A 19449-nucleotide genomic window follows, 5' to 3' on the forward strand; every position below is an offset into this window, starting at 1 on the left:
ATGTGGCGTTTTTACGCGGTATCAGGCCACACATTATGCAAGCAATTTCGAGTCGTATTGCCCAGGAATTGGGCGTAAAAGAATCACAGGTTAGCGCCGCTGTTAACCTGCTTGATGACGGCGCCACGGTCCCCTTTATTTCTCGTTACCGAAAAGAAGTCACCGGCGGGCTCGACGATAGCCAAATGCGCGAGCTGGAGAGCCGCTTAGGCTACCTTCGCGAAATGGAAGAGCGCCGCGACAGTATTCTTAACAGCATACGCGAGCAGGGCAAACTCAGCGCCGAACTTGAGGCAGACATTCTGGCGGCAGATAGCAAGAATCGACTCGAAGACCTCTATCTCCCCTACAAACCCAAACGCCGCACCAAGGGCCAAATTGCCATAGAGGCTGGCCTGGAACCGCTGGCCAATGCCCTGTTCGACAACCCAAACCTCGACCCGAACACTGAGGCAGTCGCTTACATCGACGCCGAGCAGGGCCTTGCCGACAGCAAAGCCGTGCTAGACGGTGCCAAATATATTCTTATGGAGCGCTTCAGCGAAGACGCCAACTTGATCGCCAAGCTGCGTAGCTACCTTTGGGAAAACGCGCAGCTGAGTAGCACGGTAATGGCTGGCAAAGAAGAAGAGGGCGCGAAATTTCGCGACTATTTCGCGCACAGCGAGCCGCTAAAAAGTGCCCCTTCTCATCGCGCTTTGGCCATGTTCCGCGGCCGCAATGAGAGCATTCTGGCGCTGAGCTTGGTCGCGGGTGAGCCAGATGCCAAAATTCACCCCTGTGAACTGATGCTGGCAGAACACCTATCCCTACAGGATCAAGGTCGCCCCGCCGACAGTTGGCTACGGGAAGTACTGCGTTGGACCTGGCGAATCAAACTCTACACCCACCTTGAAACCGATCTGCTCGGCCGGCTTCGAGAGCAAGCCGACGCCGGCGCTATCGAGGTATTCGCCAGAAACTTAAAAGACCTTCTACTCGCCGCCCCAGCGGGGCCCCGTGCGACCATCGGGCTCGACCCCGGCCTGCGCACCGGTGTTAAAGTCGCAGCGGTTGACGCCACCGGCAAGGTATTGGATCACGACGCTATTTTCCCGAATCCACCGCAAAATCGACAGGCGGAGGCCGCTGCCAGCCTGCTCGCGATGATTAAAACTCACAATATAGAATTGATCGCCATCGGTAACGGCACCGCCAGTCGCGAGACCGAGCGCTTTGTCAAAGACCTGCTTTCCGCCCACCCCGAACTGGGCTGTACCAGTATCATGGTCAACGAGTCAGGGGCGTCGATCTATTCCGCATCGGAGTACGCGGCGCGGGAATTCCCCGACCTGGACGTAACCATCCGCGGGGCCATTTCTATCGCCCGACGATTGCAGGATCCGCTGGCCGAACTGGTGAAGATAGATCCCAAGTCCATTGGTGTTGGCCAGTATCAGCACGATGTCTCGCAAACGGCGCTGTCTCGCAGCCTGGAAGCCGTCGTTGAGGACTGTGTTAACGCCGTCGGCGTGGACGTGAACACCGCATCACCTGCGCTGTTGTCGCGGGTGTCGGGGCTCAATCAGTCGATATCGGCGAATATTGTCGACTACCGCAACCAGCATGGCGCCTTCCGCAACCGCGCGCAGCTGATGGAAGTTAGTCGCTTTGGGGCCAAAACCTTTGAGCAAGCCGCCGGCTTTTTACGCGTAATGGGCGGTGAAAACCCGCTGGACAGCTCTGCGGTTCACCCAGAGTCTTACTCCGTAGTAGAAAAAATTGTGCAGCGCTGCGGTCGAGAGGTCAGTAACCTGATCGGTGATAGTCGCTTCCTGAAAAGCCTCAACGCCGCCGACTACGCCGACGACAGCTTCGGTATCCCCACCGTCAGCGATATTATTAACGAGCTGGATAAACCGGGCCGCGACCCGCGGCCGGAATTCAAAACCGCCGAATTCAAAGATGGCATTGAAAAGATCTCTGATCTTGAAGCCGATATGGTGCTGGAAGGCGTAGTAACCAATGTGACCAACTTTGGCGCCTTTGTGGATATTGGCGTTCATCAAGATGGCTTGGTCCATATTTCTGCGCTTTCCGAGAGTTTTGTAAAAGACCCTCACAGCGTTGTGAAGGCCGGCGATATCGTGAAAGTGAAGGTCATGGATGTTGACGCCGCGCGTAAGCGTATTGCCCTGTCCATGCGCCTGAGCGATCAGGCCAGCGACCACCAAGCCGAGGGCAGGGGCGGCCGCCGACCTGAACGCAGTAATCGCGACGTCAAACAGCAGCAGAAAAAACAGCAAAACGCCCCCGGCGGCACGATGGCAGCGCTCTTTGCTCAAGCGAAACAGGGCAAGGGCAAACGCTTGTAGCGGCTATTGCGGGAGCCGCTCCGGGCAGCTCCCGCGCAGGGCGCTGCCCCTTGGCCGCTGCAGTAAATCATTGCGACTATCCGCAATATTTTCGTCCTGCGGCGCCAAGGCCAATGCACGTTCCAAGGCATCAAGGGCGAGCTGAGAACAACCCTGCGCATGTAGGGCGTAGGCATAGTTATTCCAGACTGACGCGCGTTCTGGCGCAATCGTAAGCGCACGCTCATAGCTATTTATCGCACCAGCGAAATCACCCTGAGTATAGGCGGCATTGGCCAGGGCCAGCCATGCCAACACGCTGCCTGGCCATTCATTTACCGCGCGCTGATAAAAGTCCATCGCACGCTTAGTATCACCGGTTTCCTCAAAGGCGTGGGCACTCTTCAAATAGGAAACAGGCATTGCCGTGACCGGCATCACCGATGCCGGAACCAGCACTCTCGCCCAGTGTTTTGCCCGCGCCCATGTTGCAGCAAACGTTGCGAAACCCAGCCGATAGTACGCCTCTTCCCCGGAGTGCAGGAGCAGGGTACTGGACCTGAGGTCATAACCCACTGCCAGCGCATAATGCCACTGCGGCCACCAGCTCAAACCGAGGTTTTGTAGCACCAAAACCGGGTTACCCGCATTGAGCTCTCTTAATAAGTCTTCGAATTTTGGTGCGAGAGGATAGGGCAACAAGCCGATGCGTCTTCCCGCGGCTTGCATATCGACCGTTAAACTACCCTTGCGCTCGGGCACAAAACTCATGTCAGCGACAGACTGCTGATCAATGTGAATATCGCGATAATTCGCCACAGAGCTTAACGCCGCGGGACCGCAGTAGTAGGCCTGCTGAGCAACGAAGGGAACATCGAGCTTACGACTATCTGCCAAGTCATTCAGGGTGGCAGGGGGAAGTGCGGGGACACTGCTGCAGGCAACCAGCAGCAGCGCCCATATAACAAGTAAAGAACGCAACGGTCTTTAGTTGGCCGCGTTCACAAAGGGAAAGATGTCGGTAATCCCGAGTACATCGGTAATGAAAAACACCAGCACAACAAAGGCGAGTAAACCCACCGCACCAGCACCGGCGGGCATATCGTCCATGTTCGCTTTTAGGCTGGCCAGCTCATCTGCCGTCAGCGCATCGATGCGGGTATCGACATCGTCGATAGAGATACCGAGGTCAAGCAAGCGCTCGCGAACATCGTCGCGGTCGAGCGCCGACTTCAACGCCGCCTTGTCCTCTGCAAGGCTGTACTCACTGATCGTCACCGACGTATCGACCATGGCCGCAGAGGCCGTCGTCGCGGCCAGGCCCATCCACGAGAGCAATACACTCATAAAGATCGCGGCTAACTTTCGTGATTTATTAAATTTCATACTCTCTCCCATTTTTTTCGAAAAAGATTACCTGCAGAGCTGACCGTGAAACGCTCCGCCATATCGTCCAGCGTTACGTGCTAGCTAGCCCTCCGGGTTTTCCAGCACCAGCTCGCCATTAACAACAGGAATCTGCTCGCCCGGGCGCTGCGCTAAGGTAACTGTGCCCGCCTCACCATCAAGACTATAGCTGACTTCATAGCCAGTGACGCGCTGCTTAGGATCTTGCAGGGTTTGGCAGCGGCGCTCTGTGCGGGTTTGCACATTCTTGCTCTGCATATCTTCCTGAATACGCTTGCCCGCGTAGCCACCTGCAGCCGCCCCCGCCACTGTCGCGAGCTTTTTACCGTTCCCGCCACCCACTTGCTTACCGATAACCGCGCCGAGTACAGCGCCGACTACCGTGCCGGCTATTTGATTGCTGTCGCGGCTCGGTGCCTGCTCCTGCACCACCTCGTCGTAACACTCTTCACGGGGGACAAAATAGGTTTCGGTAATTGGCTCAACAGACAATACCTGCGCATAGCGCGGCTGCGACTCCAAGTAGTGGTAACCGCCATAGCCACCCGCCGTGGCCAGCGCAACCGCACCAACACCAGCGGCAACAACTGCAAACTTAGACATTGTTATCTCCTCTTACTGATACTTCTCTGACCAGCGAGCGCCGACAAAGTGCGCCGCTAAAAGGAACAACAATTTACAGTCGCCGTTCAGCTGCGGTTCAGCGACATCTTTGCCTGCTGACAACTACAGTAAGATCACTAAGTAGATAAGTATTTCACTCAGTTGCTGCGCCGCCCCCAGTGCATCTCCGGTATACCCTTGTATACGGCGCGACAAATACCGCCCAAAACCCAGCCGAAAGCCCCCCAAAATCAGCAACAAGAGCAGCCACTGCGAGGCCTGTGCAAAGCCTGATAACAACAGAACAGGCAGCCCTGCCAATAGCCAGTCACGCAGTGATAGCGCGGTCGCCAGAGGCTTCGACTTTCCTTCACCGCTCACATAGGGCATATCGATCAGAAAGGAGATGGCCAACCAACGGCTCACCACTTGCGCGATAAGGATTCCGCCAACCGCTTGGGCGATCGGCATCGCCGCCAAGCTCGCTGCCTTAATGGCTAGCACCATGAATAACGCGGCGGTGCCATAGCTGCCGATGCGCGAGTCTTTCATGATGCGCAGCACGTCATCGCGGCGCCATCCGCCGCCAAAGCCATCGGCGCTGTCGGCCAAACCATCCTCATGAAAGGCGCCTGTCAGCAACAAGCCCACTGCCATACTCAACAGCACCGCCAACAGCGGGTTATTAAACAGCGCAAAAAAAACCAGCAAGGCAATCGCCGTTACGCCACCAATCAGCAGCCCCACGAGAGGAAAGTAGCGCGCTGTACCATCAAGCTTTTCGGGGCTGAAGTCAGGGTCTTGGGGAACAGGAATACGACTCAAAAAGCCCAGCGCCAGCAGGAATATTTGCCACTCGCGACGCAGTGACGCTTTATCAAAGGGGGGCATAGGAGAGGGCTCAGTGATTAAAAACCCTGCGATTCCAGCACAGGCAATTAAGCCCTGCAAGGGCAGGGCTTAACAGGGGGCCTATTGAACGGTGATACGACGCGGCTCCGCTGCCGCAAGTTTAGGTATGTGTAGCGCCAGGACGCCGTTTTCTACCTTGGCAGCAATCTTCTCCTGATCCACGGTATCGGGCAGCGAGAAGCGGCGAACAAATTCTCCTTGCCAGCGCTCGTTTACCGCCAACTTTGCGTCGGCATAGTCGATAGTGCGCTCGCCCTTAACCGTTAGCACGCCTCCGTCTACGCTGACCTCAATCGCCTCTCGGCTGATACCGGGAACATCCATACTTAGCAGGTAGGCGTCGTCCGCTTCACTGATATCCACAGCAGGCGCCCACGCACGACGCGCCTTCTCGGCCGGCTCACCGCGGCTATCAAAATTGCGGCTTAGGTCTCCAAATAATGTGAAGGGCAGATAGCTATTCATAAAACCACCTCCAATAACACTTCAACGCAATTTCAGCTTTCGCTGTTGAACATTATCTGGGTATTGGCGTCGCATATTTCAAGTACATGTCGACACGCTATTAGCTCTGCTACACTTGTCGCGCAGCACAAATTCCTCTTTTTTCTGGTTAAAGGACAACGATATGAGCATCCAAGCTGGCGATAAAATCCCCGACATTACGCTCAAAATTATGGGCGAAAAGGGCCCCCAGGACATCACCACTGGCGACATATTTAGCGGTAAGAAAGTTGTGCTGTTTGCCGTGCCCGGTGCCTTCACCCCCGGCTGTAGCCTCACCCACCTACCTGGCTATGTCGTGCACGCTGACACAATTAAAGCCAAGGGTGTCGACAGCATCGTGTGCATGTCGGTCAACGACGCTTTTGTGATGGATGCCTGGGGTAAGAGCCAAAACGCTGAACAGCTGCTCATGCTCGCCGACGGCAACGCAGAACTCACCGCCGCACTGGGCCTGGAAATGGATGCTAGTGGCTACGGCATGGGCAAACGCAGCCAGCGCTTTGCGTTGATTGCAGAAGATGGTGTCGTAAGCTTTATTGCTGTTGAGCCAGCCGGTGGCGTCGATGTCAGCGCCGCTGAAAAGATTATTGAACAGCTGTGATCCGGGAATGAATAGTGTTGAGCACCGCCCCCAGGTGCTGGTGTTCGACAGCGGTGTCGGTAGCCTGAGCATCGGCGCCGAAATCCACCATTTGCTTCCCGATATTGACCTGCTCTACGCGATGGATCGCGGCGGCTTCCCCTACGGCATGTGGCAGGAGGATGCACTGGTAGAACATATTCTCCAGCGTATTCACACCTTGCTACAGCGCCATCGCATCGATATCGTGGTGGTCGCATGCAACAGCGCCAGCACTGCCGTGCTACCCAGTTTACGACAGCAAGTCTCCCTTCCTGTTGTGGGTGTCGTGCCCGCTATTAAGCCCGCCGCCCTGCAAAGTAAAAGCCGTGTTATTGGCCTGCTCGCCACGCCCGGCACCATAAAACGTCGCTACACTGCCGAGCTAATCGACACCTTTGCCAGCGACTGCACCGTGCTATCGGTAGGAGCAGAAGCGCTGGCACCGGCGGTGGAAGCGTTATTCTGGCAGGACGAGGATTCCCCTGACGTTTGGCAGAGCGTGGCAGCCGCATTTCACCAGCACCCCAGCGCAAAAGCGCTGGACACAGTTGTATTGGCCTGCACCCACTTCCCGCTGGTTAAACCACAACTAGCCAAACACCTCCCGGGAATCAATTGGATAGATTCTGGTGAAGCCATTGCGCGGCGAGTGAAAGATTTGCTTGAAAATAATCGCTACATTCGCGGAGGCAAGGGGCGTCAACGCGCGTGCATTCTCGGGGCAGAAGCGGCCAGCCAGACTCTGGGCGATAAGCTCGCCACCCGCGGTATTGAACTCATCGCAGATTAAAGCGCTCAGTCTCGCGGTTATAACGCTCCACCGCCGCCGACATCTCCGCCATCGCAGTATTGTAACGAGCAATGCGCTCTAACCGGCGTTGCGCCGTGTCATAACCGGTTCCCTTGGCGGTTTTTTCCATGGCGTCCAGGCACTTTAGGTAACGGCCTTGCTCGTCGACATAACGCTCGAGTTGCTGGCGCAGCTGTTGCATCTCGTCGCGGCTTGCCGCCTCGCCATCGGGGAACTGCTTGGGCGGCGCAGGCAGTTTGCAGGCCGCCCAGCTGGATAGGGGCATCAGGCAAACGATCCAAAGCAGGATGACTGCGCGCTTCATTGCATCTCCAGAAAGAGTAGGTTGCGCACTAGTATAGCCGCTAGCCATACAAAAAAGGGCGCCCAGTTGGACGCCCTTTTCATTTATCTGACCAGATTCACACTTGCCCTTACAGCGAGCGTGGGTCGAAGCCACCGGCATAGAACTGAGAATACCATTTGCGAAATTTCGCGATAGGGCCGTCGCCGTCACACAAAATTGGCAGTGGGCGATAGATCTTGTTTTCCCAGATGGGCTTATCTTCCTCAAGCTGGCCAACGATATTGGCGATAATCGCCGCGTTCACGCCACCTTTCTGTACTTCACCGTTAACCTTGGGCTGGGTGAAAGCAAAACGCACGTGTACCGTCTCTTGATCGATCGGCGTCGTGAGACCCATCAGGAACGTATCGGCAATGCCTTCAAACTTAGTAAAACCTTGTCCTGGACCAGCGCTACCAGTGTGAATAGCACCGCGAACTTCACCGCGCGGCGTGGGCATATTCGCCTTTTGCAGGCCCCGAACCATTGGGCCGTCATAGGTTGTTTCCCACTCAGGGAAAGAGGCCGTACCGTGAACGTATTTAAAGTGAGCAGGGTCAGCGGCATTTTCCGCCATTTCCTGAGAGTGAGTATTCAGAATCCACTCGTAGCGATCCAGCGGCGACCAATCATCGGAATTCGCTTCCTCGTGTTCGATCACTTCCCACATGGGCGACTCACCTTCAGGGTGGTACCACGCCCAGATCACCTGGTTCACTTCACGCACAGGGAAAGACTTCAGGCACTTCTGGCCGGCAATCTTAGGTGGCATATTCTTCGCGTAAGGAACCTCAACACACTCGCCCTCGGGGCTAAATTTCCAAGAGTGGAAAGGGCAGACAATGTTATTGCCTTCAATACGGCCACCACCAGTACCGGAGCGCTCGTGAATACCGTGGCCCAGGTGAGCACCGAGGTGGGGACAATACGCTTCCATCAATACCGCGCGACCAGCTTCGGTACGAAACAGCACCAACTCTTGGCCGAAGTAATGCACAGCGCGGGACTGGCTGGGAGCCAGTTCGTCAGAAAAAGAAACCGCAAACCAACCATACGGCATGGGCATTGGGTAGCGTTTTACGGTAGTTGTTGTGCTAGTCATTGGCTTGTCCTCAGCTCTAACGCATTAAGATCGCCGCAAGGCGGCTAAAAACCCTATAAAAAGAAGGCCTATTCACGGCTTCCAGAGTAAACGTTGCCAGCAGCCAGACAATGACAAAATGAGACATCCCACTGGCAAAATACGACAGTGGGGGATTCTAAGGCCAATAAAAAACGGTCTCTTCGCTACTGGCGCCAGCTGCGAAGCTTCTCCATAAACACATCGGCGCCCATGCGAATTAGCGACTCATCAGCAGAACCGGGCTTGGCACCGGTGTAAATAATGGCTTCTTGTACAGCGATTTCCTTGGCGACATCTTCCAGTGTTTGCTGGTCCACCTCTTCGCCATCAGCCGTTTCAATACGCCCCTCGGCCGCCGCACGGATCTGCGCCGCCTGCTCACTGTCTGGATCTATCCCCGCACGCTCCATCACCGCTATGGCAGCAAAACGCTCACTGGCCTGGCGGTGTGAAATCGCTTCACCCTGCGCATTATAAGCACCGTCGTTGGGCTTATCCGCAATTTCTGGCGATTGCCCCATGCTTATGCGAATCATCGCCGCCTCTTGCGAATAGGGGTCGACACCCGCTTTTTTGACCGCCGCCTCTACAGCGACGGCATCTGCTAATGCGCTGGCCGATATCGCCTGACCAAAGCGGTTGTAGACCCGCCAATCGGCACGCGCCTGGGCACCACCTGCGTTACCCTTGGCGGCGTAGGTATCGCCAGTTTTTTGCTTGTGTTTACCGTGAGCATGCCCCTGTGCGGGCTCTCCCGGTGCTTTATTCTGGCCGGGCGCATGGGCCTTGCCGTAAGCATTGCCATTTCCGGGTTCAGCTTGCACAAGGCTTGCGCAGGCAAGCAGCATTACAATCGCCAGGCTGTATTTCATAAACACTCTCTCAACATGTTATTGCTTACAGGCTACCCGCCCGCAGGCTGTGATAATATCGACGGATGACTACAGCCACTCCGCCACTGCAAGATCGATTTGGTCGCCAGGTAGACTACCTGCGCCTCTCCGTTACCGACCGCTGCGATTTTCGCTGCGTCTACTGCATGGCCGAGGACATGACCTTTCTACCCCGGCGCGACATCCTTAGTCTGGAACAACTCTACGACATTGGCGCCGCATTTGTGCAATTGGGTGTCACAAAAATTCGTTTGACCGGCGGCGAACCGCTGGTGCGCCGCAATGTGCTGTCTCTGGTGGAGCGCTTAGCGTCGCTGGACGGCCTCGAACAATTAAATATGACCAGCAATGGCGCCCAGCTGGATCGCTATGCTGAGCCCCTGTATCGCGCGGGCTTAACCGGCATCAATATCAGCCTGGACAGCCTCCGCGAAGATCGCTTTAAAGAGCTGACGCGCGTTGGCGAACTGAGCAAGGTATTGGCCGGCATCGACGCCGCCAAAGCCGCCGGTTTTGAGCGGATTAAATTGAATGCGGTCATTATGAACGGCCGCAACGACGACGAGATCCTGGACTTGGTGGATTTCGCCCGCGACCGCCACGTCGATATCAGCTTTATTGAAGAAATGCCCCTCGGCCATATCAGCGAGCACGACCGGGCCCTCAGCTTCTGTAGCAGCGACGAAATTCATCGGCGCATAAACGCGCGCTACCCACTTACCGCCAGCGCGGAAACCAGCGGCGGTCCGTCGCGCTATTACCGTATGGCTGACAGCGCAAGTCGGGTTGGTTTGATCTCGCCCCACAGCCACAACTTCTGCCATCTCTGCAATCGCGTGAGGCTGACCGTTGAGGGGCGTTTATTGCTTTGCCTGGGCAATGAATACTCCGTCGACCTCAAAAGCGTGCTGGAAAACCAGCCAGAGCAGCTTCAGCAACGTATTATCGACGCCATGGACATCAAACCTGAGCGCCACCACTTCGACCTGAATGATGAACCTCAGATCGTGCGCTTTATGAATACCACTGGCGGCTAAGCGCCATGCAAGCGCAGCAAATTATCGAGCAGCTTAAACTGGAAGCCCACCCCGAGGGCGGCTATTTCAGGCGCAGCTTTACCCACCCACAAACCACTGGCGACGGCAGTGCGCAGCGTCCGCTGATGAGCAGCATCTATTATTTGCTCACCGCCGACAGCGCCACTGGCTACCTGCACCGCAATCGCAGCGGCATCCTGCATTTTTGGCAGGGCGGCTCCCCCCTTCACTACACGCTCTTGAAAGAAAACGGCGATGTTGAGCACCTCGTCATGGGGCCAGACCTCGAAAAGGGGCAGCATCTGCAGCTCTATGTGCCCGGCGGATGGTGGAAAGCCTCTCAGCTCAACGAAGGCGACTACGGCTTGATCTCCGAAGCGGTTAGCCCGGGCTTCGACTACCGCGACCATGAATTTGCCAACGCCGACGATATTCAGGCAGTCTACCCACGGCACTGGCAAGCTCTGCAGCAACTAGTGCGGCCCTAGGCAGCGAACACAGGACTCTGTATGAATACGGCGAGACAAGCCATCGATGAACTGATTTCACAGCTGGCCGAGCAGGGCTACATCGCCAGCGAGCAAATCGCTACCACCCTGCACCTTGCCCGCGCGCTCCAGCGCCCTATTTTGATTGAGGGGCCGCCCGGCGTTGGCAAGACCGAGCTCGCCAACGCCAGCGCGGCGATGCTCAAGTTACCGCTGTTTCGACTGCAGTGCTACGAAGGTTTGGACGAAAGCAAGGCACTGTACGACTGGAAATACAGCAAGCAACTGCTCTATGTGCAAGTGCTAAAAGAGCAGCTACAAGGCATTCTTGGCGGCGCCAACGACCTGTCCGCAGCCGTGGAACGCCTGCACAACTTTGATGACATTTTCTACTCAGAGCGGTTTCTGGAACCTCGCCCTCTGCTCAGCGCTCTGCAAAGCGATGACGGCGCCGTACTGTTGATCGATGAAATCGACAAAGCCGACTACGAATTTGAATCGCTGTTGCTGGAAATCCTCGCCGACTTTGCAGTCACCCTGCCGGAAATTGGCACCCTGCGGGCCAAACACAAGCCGCTGGTGCTTTTGACCAGTAACAATACCCGCGACCTCAGCGATGCACTCAAGCGACGCTGCCTGCACCTGTACATCCCCTTTCCCGAAGCAGAGCTAGAGAGCCGCATCGTGCAAAGCCGGGTGCCAGACGTCGCCGACAGCCTGCGCCAACAGCTGGTCACTTTTGTGCACGGGGTTCGTCAGCTCGACCTGAAAAAACAACCGGCCATCAGCGAAACGATCGACTGGGCGCGCAGCCTACTACTGCTGCATGCCGACAGCCTGTCCGCCGCACTGGTTGATGACAGCCTGAATGTGCTGCTGAAATACGAGGAAGATATCAACATCGTGCGGCCTGAAATCACCCGCCTACTCAGCCAGCGTTACTGAAACAACGTGGAAGCCACCTTACTGCAGTTTATTCGCCACCTGCGTCATGCCGGGGTCGGTATTTCCACCGCAGAAACGCTAGACGCCATGCAAGTTGCTGTCAGCCTTGGCTATGGTGATCGCCAGCTTTTACACGACGGCTTGGCGAGCTGCCTAGCGAAGTCAGAGGAACAACGTCAGTTGTTCAGCCGCTGCTTCGCCCAATTCTTTGACCTGGCAGAAACACCCAACGACACCACACACACCGTCGACCCAGAGATCCCACAAGACCGCAGTGCCGACGACGGCGAAACCGCGGGCGAGGGAGAGGGCCAAGGGCAGGGTGGCGGTGGCGGCATGGGCAGCGATGCACTGCGCGCGGAGCTGATGCGCGCCGCAGGCGACGTCGACCTGGCCGCAATGCAATACCCCACCCAGCGCGGCATATACCGCCGCCGCATCCTCGATGCCCTCAATGACAGCGGCCGCCGCGAGCGTATCGCCCAATTGGCCAGTGGCAGCCCACCAGAGCAACAACAGGCACGGTGGCTGGAACGCGAGCGGGAAACGCAACTGGCACAACTCAGCGAACTGCTAGACCGACAGTTATTGCTCAACAACAATGCCGCTACCCGCGAGTTTCAAGAAACCTTAATGCGCGATAGCCAGCTGTCGGCACTGGACACCTACTACCGCGACCGCCTGCCGCCGCTGATACGTAAGCTGGCCAAAAAACTCGCCGCCAAGCACCGGCAGCGTTATCGGCGCGCCAAACGCGGTCGCCTAGACCTCGGCAAGACCTTGCGCCGCAACATCGCACTCGGAGGGGTTCCCTTCCACCGCTACTGGAAAAGCACCCGCCGCGAAAAAAGCGAAATTTTTGTGCTGTGCGACCTCAGTGGCTCGGTTAGCAGTTGGTCGCAAGTGCTAATGCTGTTTATGCAGGCCCTGGCTGACGTACTCCCCAACACACGCAGCTTTGTTTTCTGTGGCGAAAGCGTTGAAGTCAGCGAGCTATTCCGCCAGCACGATGCCGACGAGGCCCTCGCGATTATTCAGCAGCGCCACGGCATGGGCAGCAGCGATTACGGCCGCGCACTGAACAGCTTTCGCCAGTTAGTTGAAGAGCGCGTCAATCGTCGCAGTACCATCATTATTCTCGGCGACGGCCGGGGCAACGGCGGCGACACCGGCATTGCCGCACTGCGAGAACTCTACCACCGCGCCCGCCTGGTGCTGTGGTTCAATCCAGAATCCCAGGGCCGCTGGAATACCGGTGACTCGGAAATACGCCGCTACCAGACGGCGTGTCACTACGTCGCGGAATGCGGTTCACTGCGCAAGCTCGAGCGCTTGCTGGACGAGCTGCTGACACTGATTCGGTAAAAAACGGCAAATATTGCCATTAGTTTCGCAAGCGGTCGTGCCGAGCGCGAACAAACTGTTTACTATTAGCTCCGCCGACAAGCAGGAATCCGCGAGTCATCATGAATAAGTTCAAGCACTTTATCGGCCAGTCATTTATTGGCGGCATCCTTGTTATCGCCCCGATTGTTATCCTGTTACTGGCATTGCGCTGGGCGGTAAATGCCGTGCAAAGTTTGATCGCGCCGCTCACCGAACCACTGGTGAAAATTAGCGGTGCGCCACCTGCCTTGATCGATGTTGTTGTTATTGCATTGATTTTATTCGCCTGCTTCGTGGTGGGTACCTTGGTCGCCACCAGCGCCGGTCGCTTCGCTCAGGGCTTTATCGACCGCCACCTGTCACGTTTCGCCCCCGGCTACCGGCTGATCCGCGACATCCTTCAGCAAATGTTTGGCAACGACAGCAACTCGCCCTTTACCCGCGGCGAGGTCGCTATCGTTCAGCTCTATGGCCGCGACGTTCCCACCCAAGCCACCGCCATCGTCACCAGTCGCCACGACAATGGCTGGTTTAGCGTATTCGTTCCCACTGGCCCCAACCCCACCTCGGGCTTTGTATATCACCTGCCCAGTGATTGCGTTACCTTGCGGCCGGATATAAAACTCGACGCGGCATTTAAATCCATTATTGCCTGTGGCGCCGGTTCCGCTGAATTGGGCGTGTGTCGCAATAACGACTTACCACTGGGCGCAGAGTAGGACCCAGCATGAGCCCTCAGCGCCTGATGATGCCCGTCGTCAAGGTCTGCAGCTTTACCATCGCCGTTTTCGGCCTGAGCCTGATGCTGCCACTGGCCACCGCATGGATTTACAGCAGTGACAACGCCGCGGCCTACACACTGGTACTGCTCATCTGCGAAAGCCTGGCACTGGCTGGCGCCATAGCCACCTGGAATTACCAGATTCACGCGCTCACGCCGCGCCATATGTTCTTAATTACCAGCGTGAGCTGGCTGCTGATGTCCCTGCTTGGTGCCTTGCCGCTGCTATTAACCGACACGGTGTTCAGCCTTAGCGATGCCGTTTTCGAGTCGACTTCAGGGCTGACGACAACCGGTTCAACGGTGCTTACCGGCCTGGGCAATCTGCCCGCCGACATCCTGCTGTGGCGCTCCATGTTGCAATGGATAGGCGGCCTCGGCGTTATTGCCATGGCCGTGGCGATACTGCCGTTCTTACGCGTTGGCGGGATGCGCCTTTTTCAAACAGAGTCCTCCGACTGGTCAGACAAAGCGCTGCCGCGCGCCAAGACGATGATCAGCCGGATCATCTATTTTTACCTGGTACTCACCGCGCTGTGTACTGGCGCTTATATGCTGGCCGGAATGGACAGCTTCCACGCCATTAACCACGCGATGACCACGCTATCGACGGGCGGCTTTTCCACCTCGGACAATTCCTTCGCTCAGTTCGACGACCTGGGAAGCCACTGGGTGGCGATTGTGTTTATGATGATCGGTGCGCTGCCGTTCACCCTTTATGTGCAATCGCTGTCACAACGGCGCTGGCTATTGTGGAAAGATCAGCAGCTGCGCGGCTTCGTATTGATCGTCATCGCTGCCTGTTTAATCCTCAGCCTCTACCAAATACTGGTTAATCATCAGGCGCCGCTGCGCGCCATCACACTGTCCAGCTTTAACCTTATCTCGGTAATCAGTACGACCGGCTTCGCCAGCGGTGACTACAGTCACTGGGGGCCATTTGCCGCCGCGCTGTTTTTCTTCGCGACGTTTATGGGTGGCTGCTCAGGCTCGACCAGCGGCGGGGTGAAAATGTTTCGCTTCCAGCTGCTCGCCATTAGCCTGAAGGAATCGCTTTCACGGGCCCTGCACCCCCGCGCGGTCGTACCGAGGCGCTACAATGGCCACAAGGTAGACGACGCTATCCTTCTGTCATCCGTTGGCTATTTATTTGTCATGCTGATCAGCCTGATGCTGATTACCTTGTTGCTCAGCTTCAGTGGCGTCGACTTCGATACTGCGCTCACGGGCGCCAGCACCGCACTGATGAATGTCGGCCCGGGGCTGGGGGAGTTGATCGGGCCCGCTGGCAACTTCGCCAGCCTGAGTGATTCCAGCAAGTGGATTTTAAGTGTGGGAATGCTACTCGGACGCTTGGAATTTATTACCGTGTTGGTGCTATTCACCCCCGCCTTCTGGCGCAGCTAAGTTTCACCGCGGCCAAAACTCAGGCGAACCAACTCACTGCCAATGGCACAAACAGGGCTGTGAACGCGCCCGTCAGGCACAGCGCCAAACTGGCAAAGGCACCGGCCACCGGGCTGCGCTCGAAGGCGCGCGAGGTACCAATGGCGTGGGCGGCCAACCCCAGGCAGAAGCCCCACAAACGGTCATCACGGATATTTAGCCGCTCAAACAACCAGCTGATTGTGGTGATACCCGCCACCCCGGTGAGAATCACTGATCCAACGGCAACCGACGTAATACCGCCAATCTCTTCAGTCACCGTAATCGCGATCGGCGTGGTGATCGACTTGGTCATCAGCGACAGCAGCGTTTCCTGTGTCGCCCCGAGCCACCACGCTAACAACAACGCCGAGGCGCACGCAAACGTCGCCCCAAAAAACAGCGTGACCAGTAAGGGGCCAGCAAGCTCGCGGAGCAGGGGTAATTGCCGATACAGCGGCACTGCCAATGCAACCGTGGCCGGCCCCAGCAAAAAGTTGAGCCAGTTAATATCCTGATAGTAGGCAAAGTAATCAAGCTGCAGGGCTTTTAAGGCGACAGCAATCAACACGGCCCCACTAATCGTCGGGTGCAACATCGCCATTTTGCCACTGCGAGTGTAGGCCCACATTGCGCATTGATAGGCCAGCAGGGTTAATGTCAGCCCAAACAGCGGGGTGTGCATCAGCTCAGTCATGGCCTTGCTTCCGACCGCGCGTTAGCATTTTCAATAACAGGCCGCAGGCAATCATCGTCAGCACGGTGCCAACACTTACCGCGGCAATAAAACCCGGCCATTGATCCGCAAAGCCAGCGCCAAGGAAGAACACGCCGGCCGCCGGTGCCATCAACAGCATCGGCAGCAACTCAATCAACCGCTGACTACCTTGACTCAAGCCCTCGGGCACCGCGTCGTCGCGCAGCGCACCGCGCACACACAGCAGGATAAACAGCAAGAACATGCCCAGCACCTGCCCCGGCAAGGGCAAGCCCAATACCCGCTGCAGCCATTCACCGGCTAATTGGCAGGCAAATAAGGTGAGAAATCCCGCCAGCATTAACGGCGTACCCAGGGCAGGGCGCTCGCCACGGCGGCCAAGGCTAAACCGACAAAGGCGATCAACGACCAGGTTGGCATGCTCATGCCGAACATGGTCCAGACCACTTCTGCGCAATTGCCATCACCCATCAGCAGTGTACTGAACGCCTCGCTCATTGGCAGATTCTCAAACATGTATTCCAAACTCGGACCACATGCCGGTACTTGTTCCGGTGGCAACCCTTGCAGCCAGATTTGCCGATAGGCAAAACCGCCGCCCGCGGCACAGCTGGCAAACATAAGGCCGCTGGCAATATAACGACCCAGTTGTTGTGGGTGGAAAATCAGCGCCATCACCGCAACAACGCCGGTGAATACAAAGAAGGCCCGCTGGGTAATGCACAGAGGGCAGGGGTGCAAGCCATCAACGTACTGGGTGTACAGCGCGTAGGCCAGTAAACCGGTGCAACAAGCAAAGATAAAAAAGTAAATCCAGCGTGAGCTGATGGCCATGATAATTCCCTTGTTGTGGTTAGCTGCCGCCGGTTCCGCTCGGCAAGTCAAGCGGTAGCTCCGTTGGCAAATTCGTCGCTGAGCTGTGCGAGCAGGCGCGGGTACAAGGTCAGAAAACTGGCTTCGATCTCACCCTGCATAGGCTTCAGGATCGCCCCGCAGTCACTGAGCGGATTGTCCCGCTGCAAACGGCGGGCGATGCGCGCTAGCGTACGCTCGATATTATGCCAGTCTTGCAGCGAGCACAGAACATTGTATTCGGCCAGAAAACGGCTCTGGCGTCGCGCAGCCTGAGGAAAGTGCCGACTGTCTGCCTGCAATTGTTGGTAACACTGCTCGCTGAACGCCGCCAGCGCCTGGGGCGCTGTATCCAGCCAGTCAGCCTGCCAATGGCGACTCAAGAAGTGGTCGTAGCACACGTCCAGGGCAATGCCGCCGTAGCGTCGAAAGTGGGCGGGGAAGGCACGCAGGCACTGACGCGTGGCTGGGTCGCTATCGGTGAGCGCATCAATGCGCCGATGCAGGCGAATCCCCTGTTCCCAGTGACTGGGATATTCGCCCTTCAGCGGCCCTTTAACATGATCCCCTAACAGTGCACCCACTAGCAGGCCGTGATCGGCCTCTCCACGTCGACGACGGATGACGTCGGCAATATGGAAGTGGGCGAGGAAGTTCACAGGGCTTTATATTGCTGGTAGAAACGCGCCAGATAATCCTCGAAACTGCCACTATTTTCCGCCTCAATCTCAGCCTGCTGGGCCTGCGACTCCACTTTAAGGCCAGCGAAACGGCTGACATCGGAGGGCAGCAGCGGTGACTGCTTAAAGCGCTCTGCGTGCTCCTGGGACTGGCGTAAAGCAAAGTGGAAGAAGCTGCCATCGCGCTGCTGGATTTCATCGAGAATGCGCGCTGAAGGCGTTAGCGCAGGGTTGCGCAGCTTGGCTCGCTGCGCGGCACAGCTTTCCCGGTAGTGTGTTTCACCGTGCGCCCGGTCAAGCTGCTCGGCAAGCGCGTCAATATCATCGAGCAGGGATTCTCCCCACTCGACCAATAAACGTTTTTCACCCGCCTCGCCGGTCAAAGTCAGGCCGGGCTTGCGCCCCTCGTTAACCACTTTTAACAGGTTATCGGTGATCGCCGCATTGGCGTCATCGTCACATAGGTCGCTGTTTTGGCACAGGCAGAACAGCAGGAAAGCATCGATAAAGCGCACCTGCTGCGCATCGATACCCAGAGGCAGTAGCGGGTTCACATCCAAGCAGCGAACCTCGATGTATTCCACGCCACCGCGGCGCAACGCACCCAGTGGAATCTCACCGCTGTCGGTCACCCGCTTGGGCCGAATGGGACTGTAAAACTCGTTTTCGATTTGCAGCAGACCACTGCTCAGCTGCTCACTGGCGGGAATGCGTTCGTAATCTGCGTGCGAGGTGGTAATGGCGTTGCGCAGTGTGTCGATATAAAAATCGAGGTGGTTGTAGCAGATATCGAGGTTCTTCTGGGCATTACTCTGGTAACCCAGATCTCCCATTCGCAGCGAGGTCGCATACGGCGCATACAGTGTGTGCTCACCCCACTCCTGGAGATTGTGGCTCTGGCCATTCACAAAACACTTAGACACCGCCGGGGCGGCGCCAAATAAATAGATCAATAACCAGGAGTAACGGCGAAAATTGCGAATCAGCGCAAAATAGCTGTCGGTAATAAAGTCCTTGTCGGCTTTTCCCTCACCGCCCTGAAGCTGAAAGAGTGCATCCCACAGCGCTGGCGGCAGCGAGAAGTTGTAGTGGATACCCGCGATGGTTTGCATTTTCCGGCCGTAGCGATGGCCCAAACCAAGGCGGTAGCGGGTTTTCATAGTAGCGGAATGGCTGCTGCCGTATTGTGCAACGGGAATGTCGTCGCTGGCAGGCAGGCGGCAGGGCATGCTGGCATTCCACAACATCTCGTCGCCAAGACTACCGCTGGCAAAGCGATGAATGCTGTCTAACTCAGCCAGTGTTTCCTCTATGCTCTCGCTCACCGGCGTGATGAATTCCAGCAGCGCTTCAGAAAAGTCCGTCGTGATTGACGGATGGCAGAGCGGTGAACCAAAGGCCTCGGGATGAGCGCTGCGCGATAACAGGCCGTCGCCATCCATTCTCAGGCTTTCCTTTTCGATACCGCGACGGATCGCTCTCAGTAGACTGTGCTGCGCAGGCTCGGCAAGAAAAGCCAGCCTTTGCTCAAAACGTGTAGCCAATACTCTATCCTCGGCGGGGCGCGAAAAGGCCAAACAGTGTAATTCCGCCACCTATTG

The 19449-nt window shown here is 56.8% G+C and carries 22 protein-coding genes; 9 read left to right on the forward strand and 13 right to left on the reverse strand.

The features are described from left to right. Positions 1–35 precede the first annotated feature (35 nt). The gene (locus B3K78_RS09270) at positions 36–2354 is read left to right on the forward strand and encodes a Tex family protein (RefSeq protein WP_286695221.1); all 2319 of its coding nucleotides are present in this window, start codon (positions 36–38) and stop codon (positions 2352–2354) included. Between the two features lie 3 nt (positions 2355–2357). Here the strand turns inward: B3K78_RS09270 and B3K78_RS09275 are convergent, their stop codons facing one another. From B3K78_RS09275 to B3K78_RS09295, 5 genes are all read right to left on the reverse strand, one after another. Continuing rightward, on the reverse strand, positions 2358–3314 hold the full coding sequence (locus tag B3K78_RS09275; RefSeq protein ID WP_286695222.1) for a PA2778 family cysteine peptidase: 957 nt from the start codon (positions 3312–3314) through the stop codon (positions 2358–2360). 6 nt (positions 3315–3320) lie between these two features. Beyond that, positions 3321–3719 carry a PA2779 family protein gene (locus tag B3K78_RS09280; RefSeq protein WP_286695223.1) on the reverse strand — a complete coding sequence of 133 codons (399 nt, stop codon included), beginning with the start codon at positions 3717–3719 and terminating at the stop codon, positions 3321–3323. A gap of 84 nt (positions 3720–3803) precedes the next feature. Further along, positions 3804–4343, reverse strand: coding sequence for a glycine zipper 2TM domain-containing protein (locus B3K78_RS09285; RefSeq protein WP_286695224.1), 540 nt, complete (start codon positions 4341–4343; stop codon positions 3804–3806). 123 nt (positions 4344–4466) lie between these two features. Continuing rightward, entirely contained in the window at positions 4467–5234 is a 768-nt protein-coding gene (locus B3K78_RS09290) for an adenosylcobinamide-GDP ribazoletransferase (RefSeq protein ID WP_286695225.1), read from the reverse strand. An 81-nt stretch (positions 5235–5315) separates the two neighbouring features. After that, a complete protein-coding gene (locus B3K78_RS09295) occupies positions 5316–5720 on the reverse strand; it encodes an Hsp20/alpha crystallin family protein (RefSeq protein WP_027873303.1) in 405 nt (134 codons plus the stop codon). A 163-nt stretch (positions 5721–5883) separates the two neighbouring features. Between B3K78_RS09295 and B3K78_RS09300 the strand changes: the two genes are divergently transcribed. Both B3K78_RS09300 and murI read left to right on the forward strand, forming a co-directional pair. Then, positions 5884–6363: a peroxiredoxin gene (locus B3K78_RS09300; protein ID WP_286695226.1), complete on the forward strand. Its 480-nt coding sequence runs from the start codon at positions 5884–5886 to the stop codon at positions 6361–6363. A gap of 7 nt (positions 6364–6370) precedes the next feature. Beyond that, entirely contained in the window at positions 6371–7174 is an 804-nt protein-coding gene (gene murI / locus B3K78_RS09305) for a glutamate racemase (RefSeq protein WP_286695227.1), read from the forward strand. Here the strand turns inward: murI and B3K78_RS09310 are convergent. The 3 genes from B3K78_RS09310 to B3K78_RS09320 all read right to left on the reverse strand — a co-directional run bounded on the left by B3K78_RS09310 (position 7161) and on the right by B3K78_RS09320 (position 9515). After that, a complete protein-coding gene (locus B3K78_RS09310; protein ID WP_286695228.1) occupies positions 7161–7499 on the reverse strand; it encodes a hypothetical protein in 339 nt (112 codons plus the stop codon). The genes murI and B3K78_RS09310 overlap by 14 nt on opposite strands. A gap of 109 nt (positions 7500–7608) precedes the next feature. Continuing rightward, positions 7609–8622, reverse strand: a complete 1014-nt coding sequence (locus B3K78_RS09315; RefSeq protein ID WP_286695229.1) for an aromatic ring-hydroxylating oxygenase subunit alpha — start codon at positions 8620–8622, stop codon at positions 7609–7611. Positions 8623–8807: 185 nt separating this feature from the next. Next, a complete protein-coding gene (locus B3K78_RS09320; RefSeq protein ID WP_286695230.1) occupies positions 8808–9515 on the reverse strand; it encodes a hypothetical protein in 708 nt (235 codons plus the stop codon). 65 nt (positions 9516–9580) lie between these two features. On the opposite strand from B3K78_RS09320, the gene moaA reads away from it, so the two are divergent. The 6 genes from moaA (at position 9581) to B3K78_RS09350 (ending at position 15580) form a co-directional block, all read left to right on the forward strand. Next, entirely contained in the window at positions 9581–10573 is a 993-nt protein-coding gene (gene moaA, locus B3K78_RS09325) for a GTP 3',8-cyclase MoaA (protein ID WP_286695231.1), read from the forward strand. A gap of 5 nt (positions 10574–10578) precedes the next feature. Beyond that, positions 10579–11061, forward strand: coding sequence for a cupin domain-containing protein (locus tag B3K78_RS09330; protein WP_286695232.1), 483 nt, complete (start codon positions 10579–10581; stop codon positions 11059–11061). Positions 11062–11082: 21 nt separating this feature from the next. After that, positions 11083–12006 carry an AAA family ATPase gene (locus tag B3K78_RS09335; RefSeq protein WP_204994826.1) on the forward strand — a complete coding sequence of 308 codons (924 nt, stop codon included), beginning with the start codon at positions 11083–11085 and terminating at the stop codon, positions 12004–12006. 6 nt (positions 12007–12012) lie between these two features. Continuing rightward, the gene (locus B3K78_RS09340; protein WP_286695233.1) at positions 12013–13371 is read left to right on the forward strand and encodes a VWA domain-containing protein; all 1359 of its coding nucleotides are present in this window, start codon (positions 12013–12015) and stop codon (positions 13369–13371) included. A 101-nt stretch (positions 13372–13472) separates the two neighbouring features. Further along, positions 13473–14111: a DUF502 domain-containing protein gene (locus B3K78_RS09345; protein ID WP_286695234.1), complete on the forward strand. Its 639-nt coding sequence runs from the start codon at positions 13473–13475 to the stop codon at positions 14109–14111. Between the two features lie 8 nt (positions 14112–14119). Further along, on the forward strand, positions 14120–15580 hold the full coding sequence (locus tag B3K78_RS09350) for a TrkH family potassium uptake protein (RefSeq protein ID WP_286695235.1): 1461 nt from the start codon (positions 14120–14122) through the stop codon (positions 15578–15580). 19 nt (positions 15581–15599) lie between these two features. Here the strand turns inward: B3K78_RS09350 and B3K78_RS09355 are convergent, their stop codons facing one another. Genes B3K78_RS09355 through gshA form a run of 5 tightly spaced genes read right to left on the reverse strand, consistent with a single transcriptional unit; the run spans position 15600 to position 19392 of the window. Further along, the gene (locus B3K78_RS09355; RefSeq protein ID WP_286695236.1) at positions 15600–16295 is read right to left on the reverse strand and encodes an LrgB family protein; all 696 of its coding nucleotides are present in this window, start codon (positions 16293–16295) and stop codon (positions 15600–15602) included. Continuing rightward, entirely contained in the window at positions 16288–16656 is a 369-nt protein-coding gene (locus B3K78_RS09360) for a CidA/LrgA family protein (protein ID WP_204994831.1), read from the reverse strand. Before B3K78_RS09360 ends, B3K78_RS09355 begins: the two co-directional genes overlap by 8 nt. Next, positions 16656–17150 (reverse strand): disulfide bond formation protein B, encoded by a 495-nt coding sequence (locus B3K78_RS09365; protein WP_286695237.1) that lies wholly within the window; start codon positions 17148–17150, stop codon positions 16656–16658. The genes B3K78_RS09360 and B3K78_RS09365 overlap by 1 nt, the downstream gene beginning before the upstream one ends. A gap of 47 nt (positions 17151–17197) precedes the next feature. Then, positions 17198–17827, reverse strand: coding sequence for an acyl carrier protein phosphodiesterase (locus B3K78_RS09370; protein WP_286695238.1), 630 nt, complete (start codon positions 17825–17827; stop codon positions 17198–17200). Then, a complete protein-coding gene (gene gshA / locus B3K78_RS09375; RefSeq protein WP_286695239.1) occupies positions 17824–19392 on the reverse strand; it encodes a glutamate--cysteine ligase in 1569 nt (522 codons plus the stop codon). The genes B3K78_RS09370 and gshA overlap by 4 nt, the downstream gene beginning before the upstream one ends. Between the last annotated feature and the right edge of the window lie 57 nt (positions 19393–19449).

The sequence above is a fragment of the Spongiibacter sp. UBA1325 genome, from assembly GCF_002306875.1.
GTDB lineage: Bacteria > Pseudomonadota > Gammaproteobacteria > Pseudomonadales > Spongiibacteraceae > Spongiibacter > Spongiibacter marinus.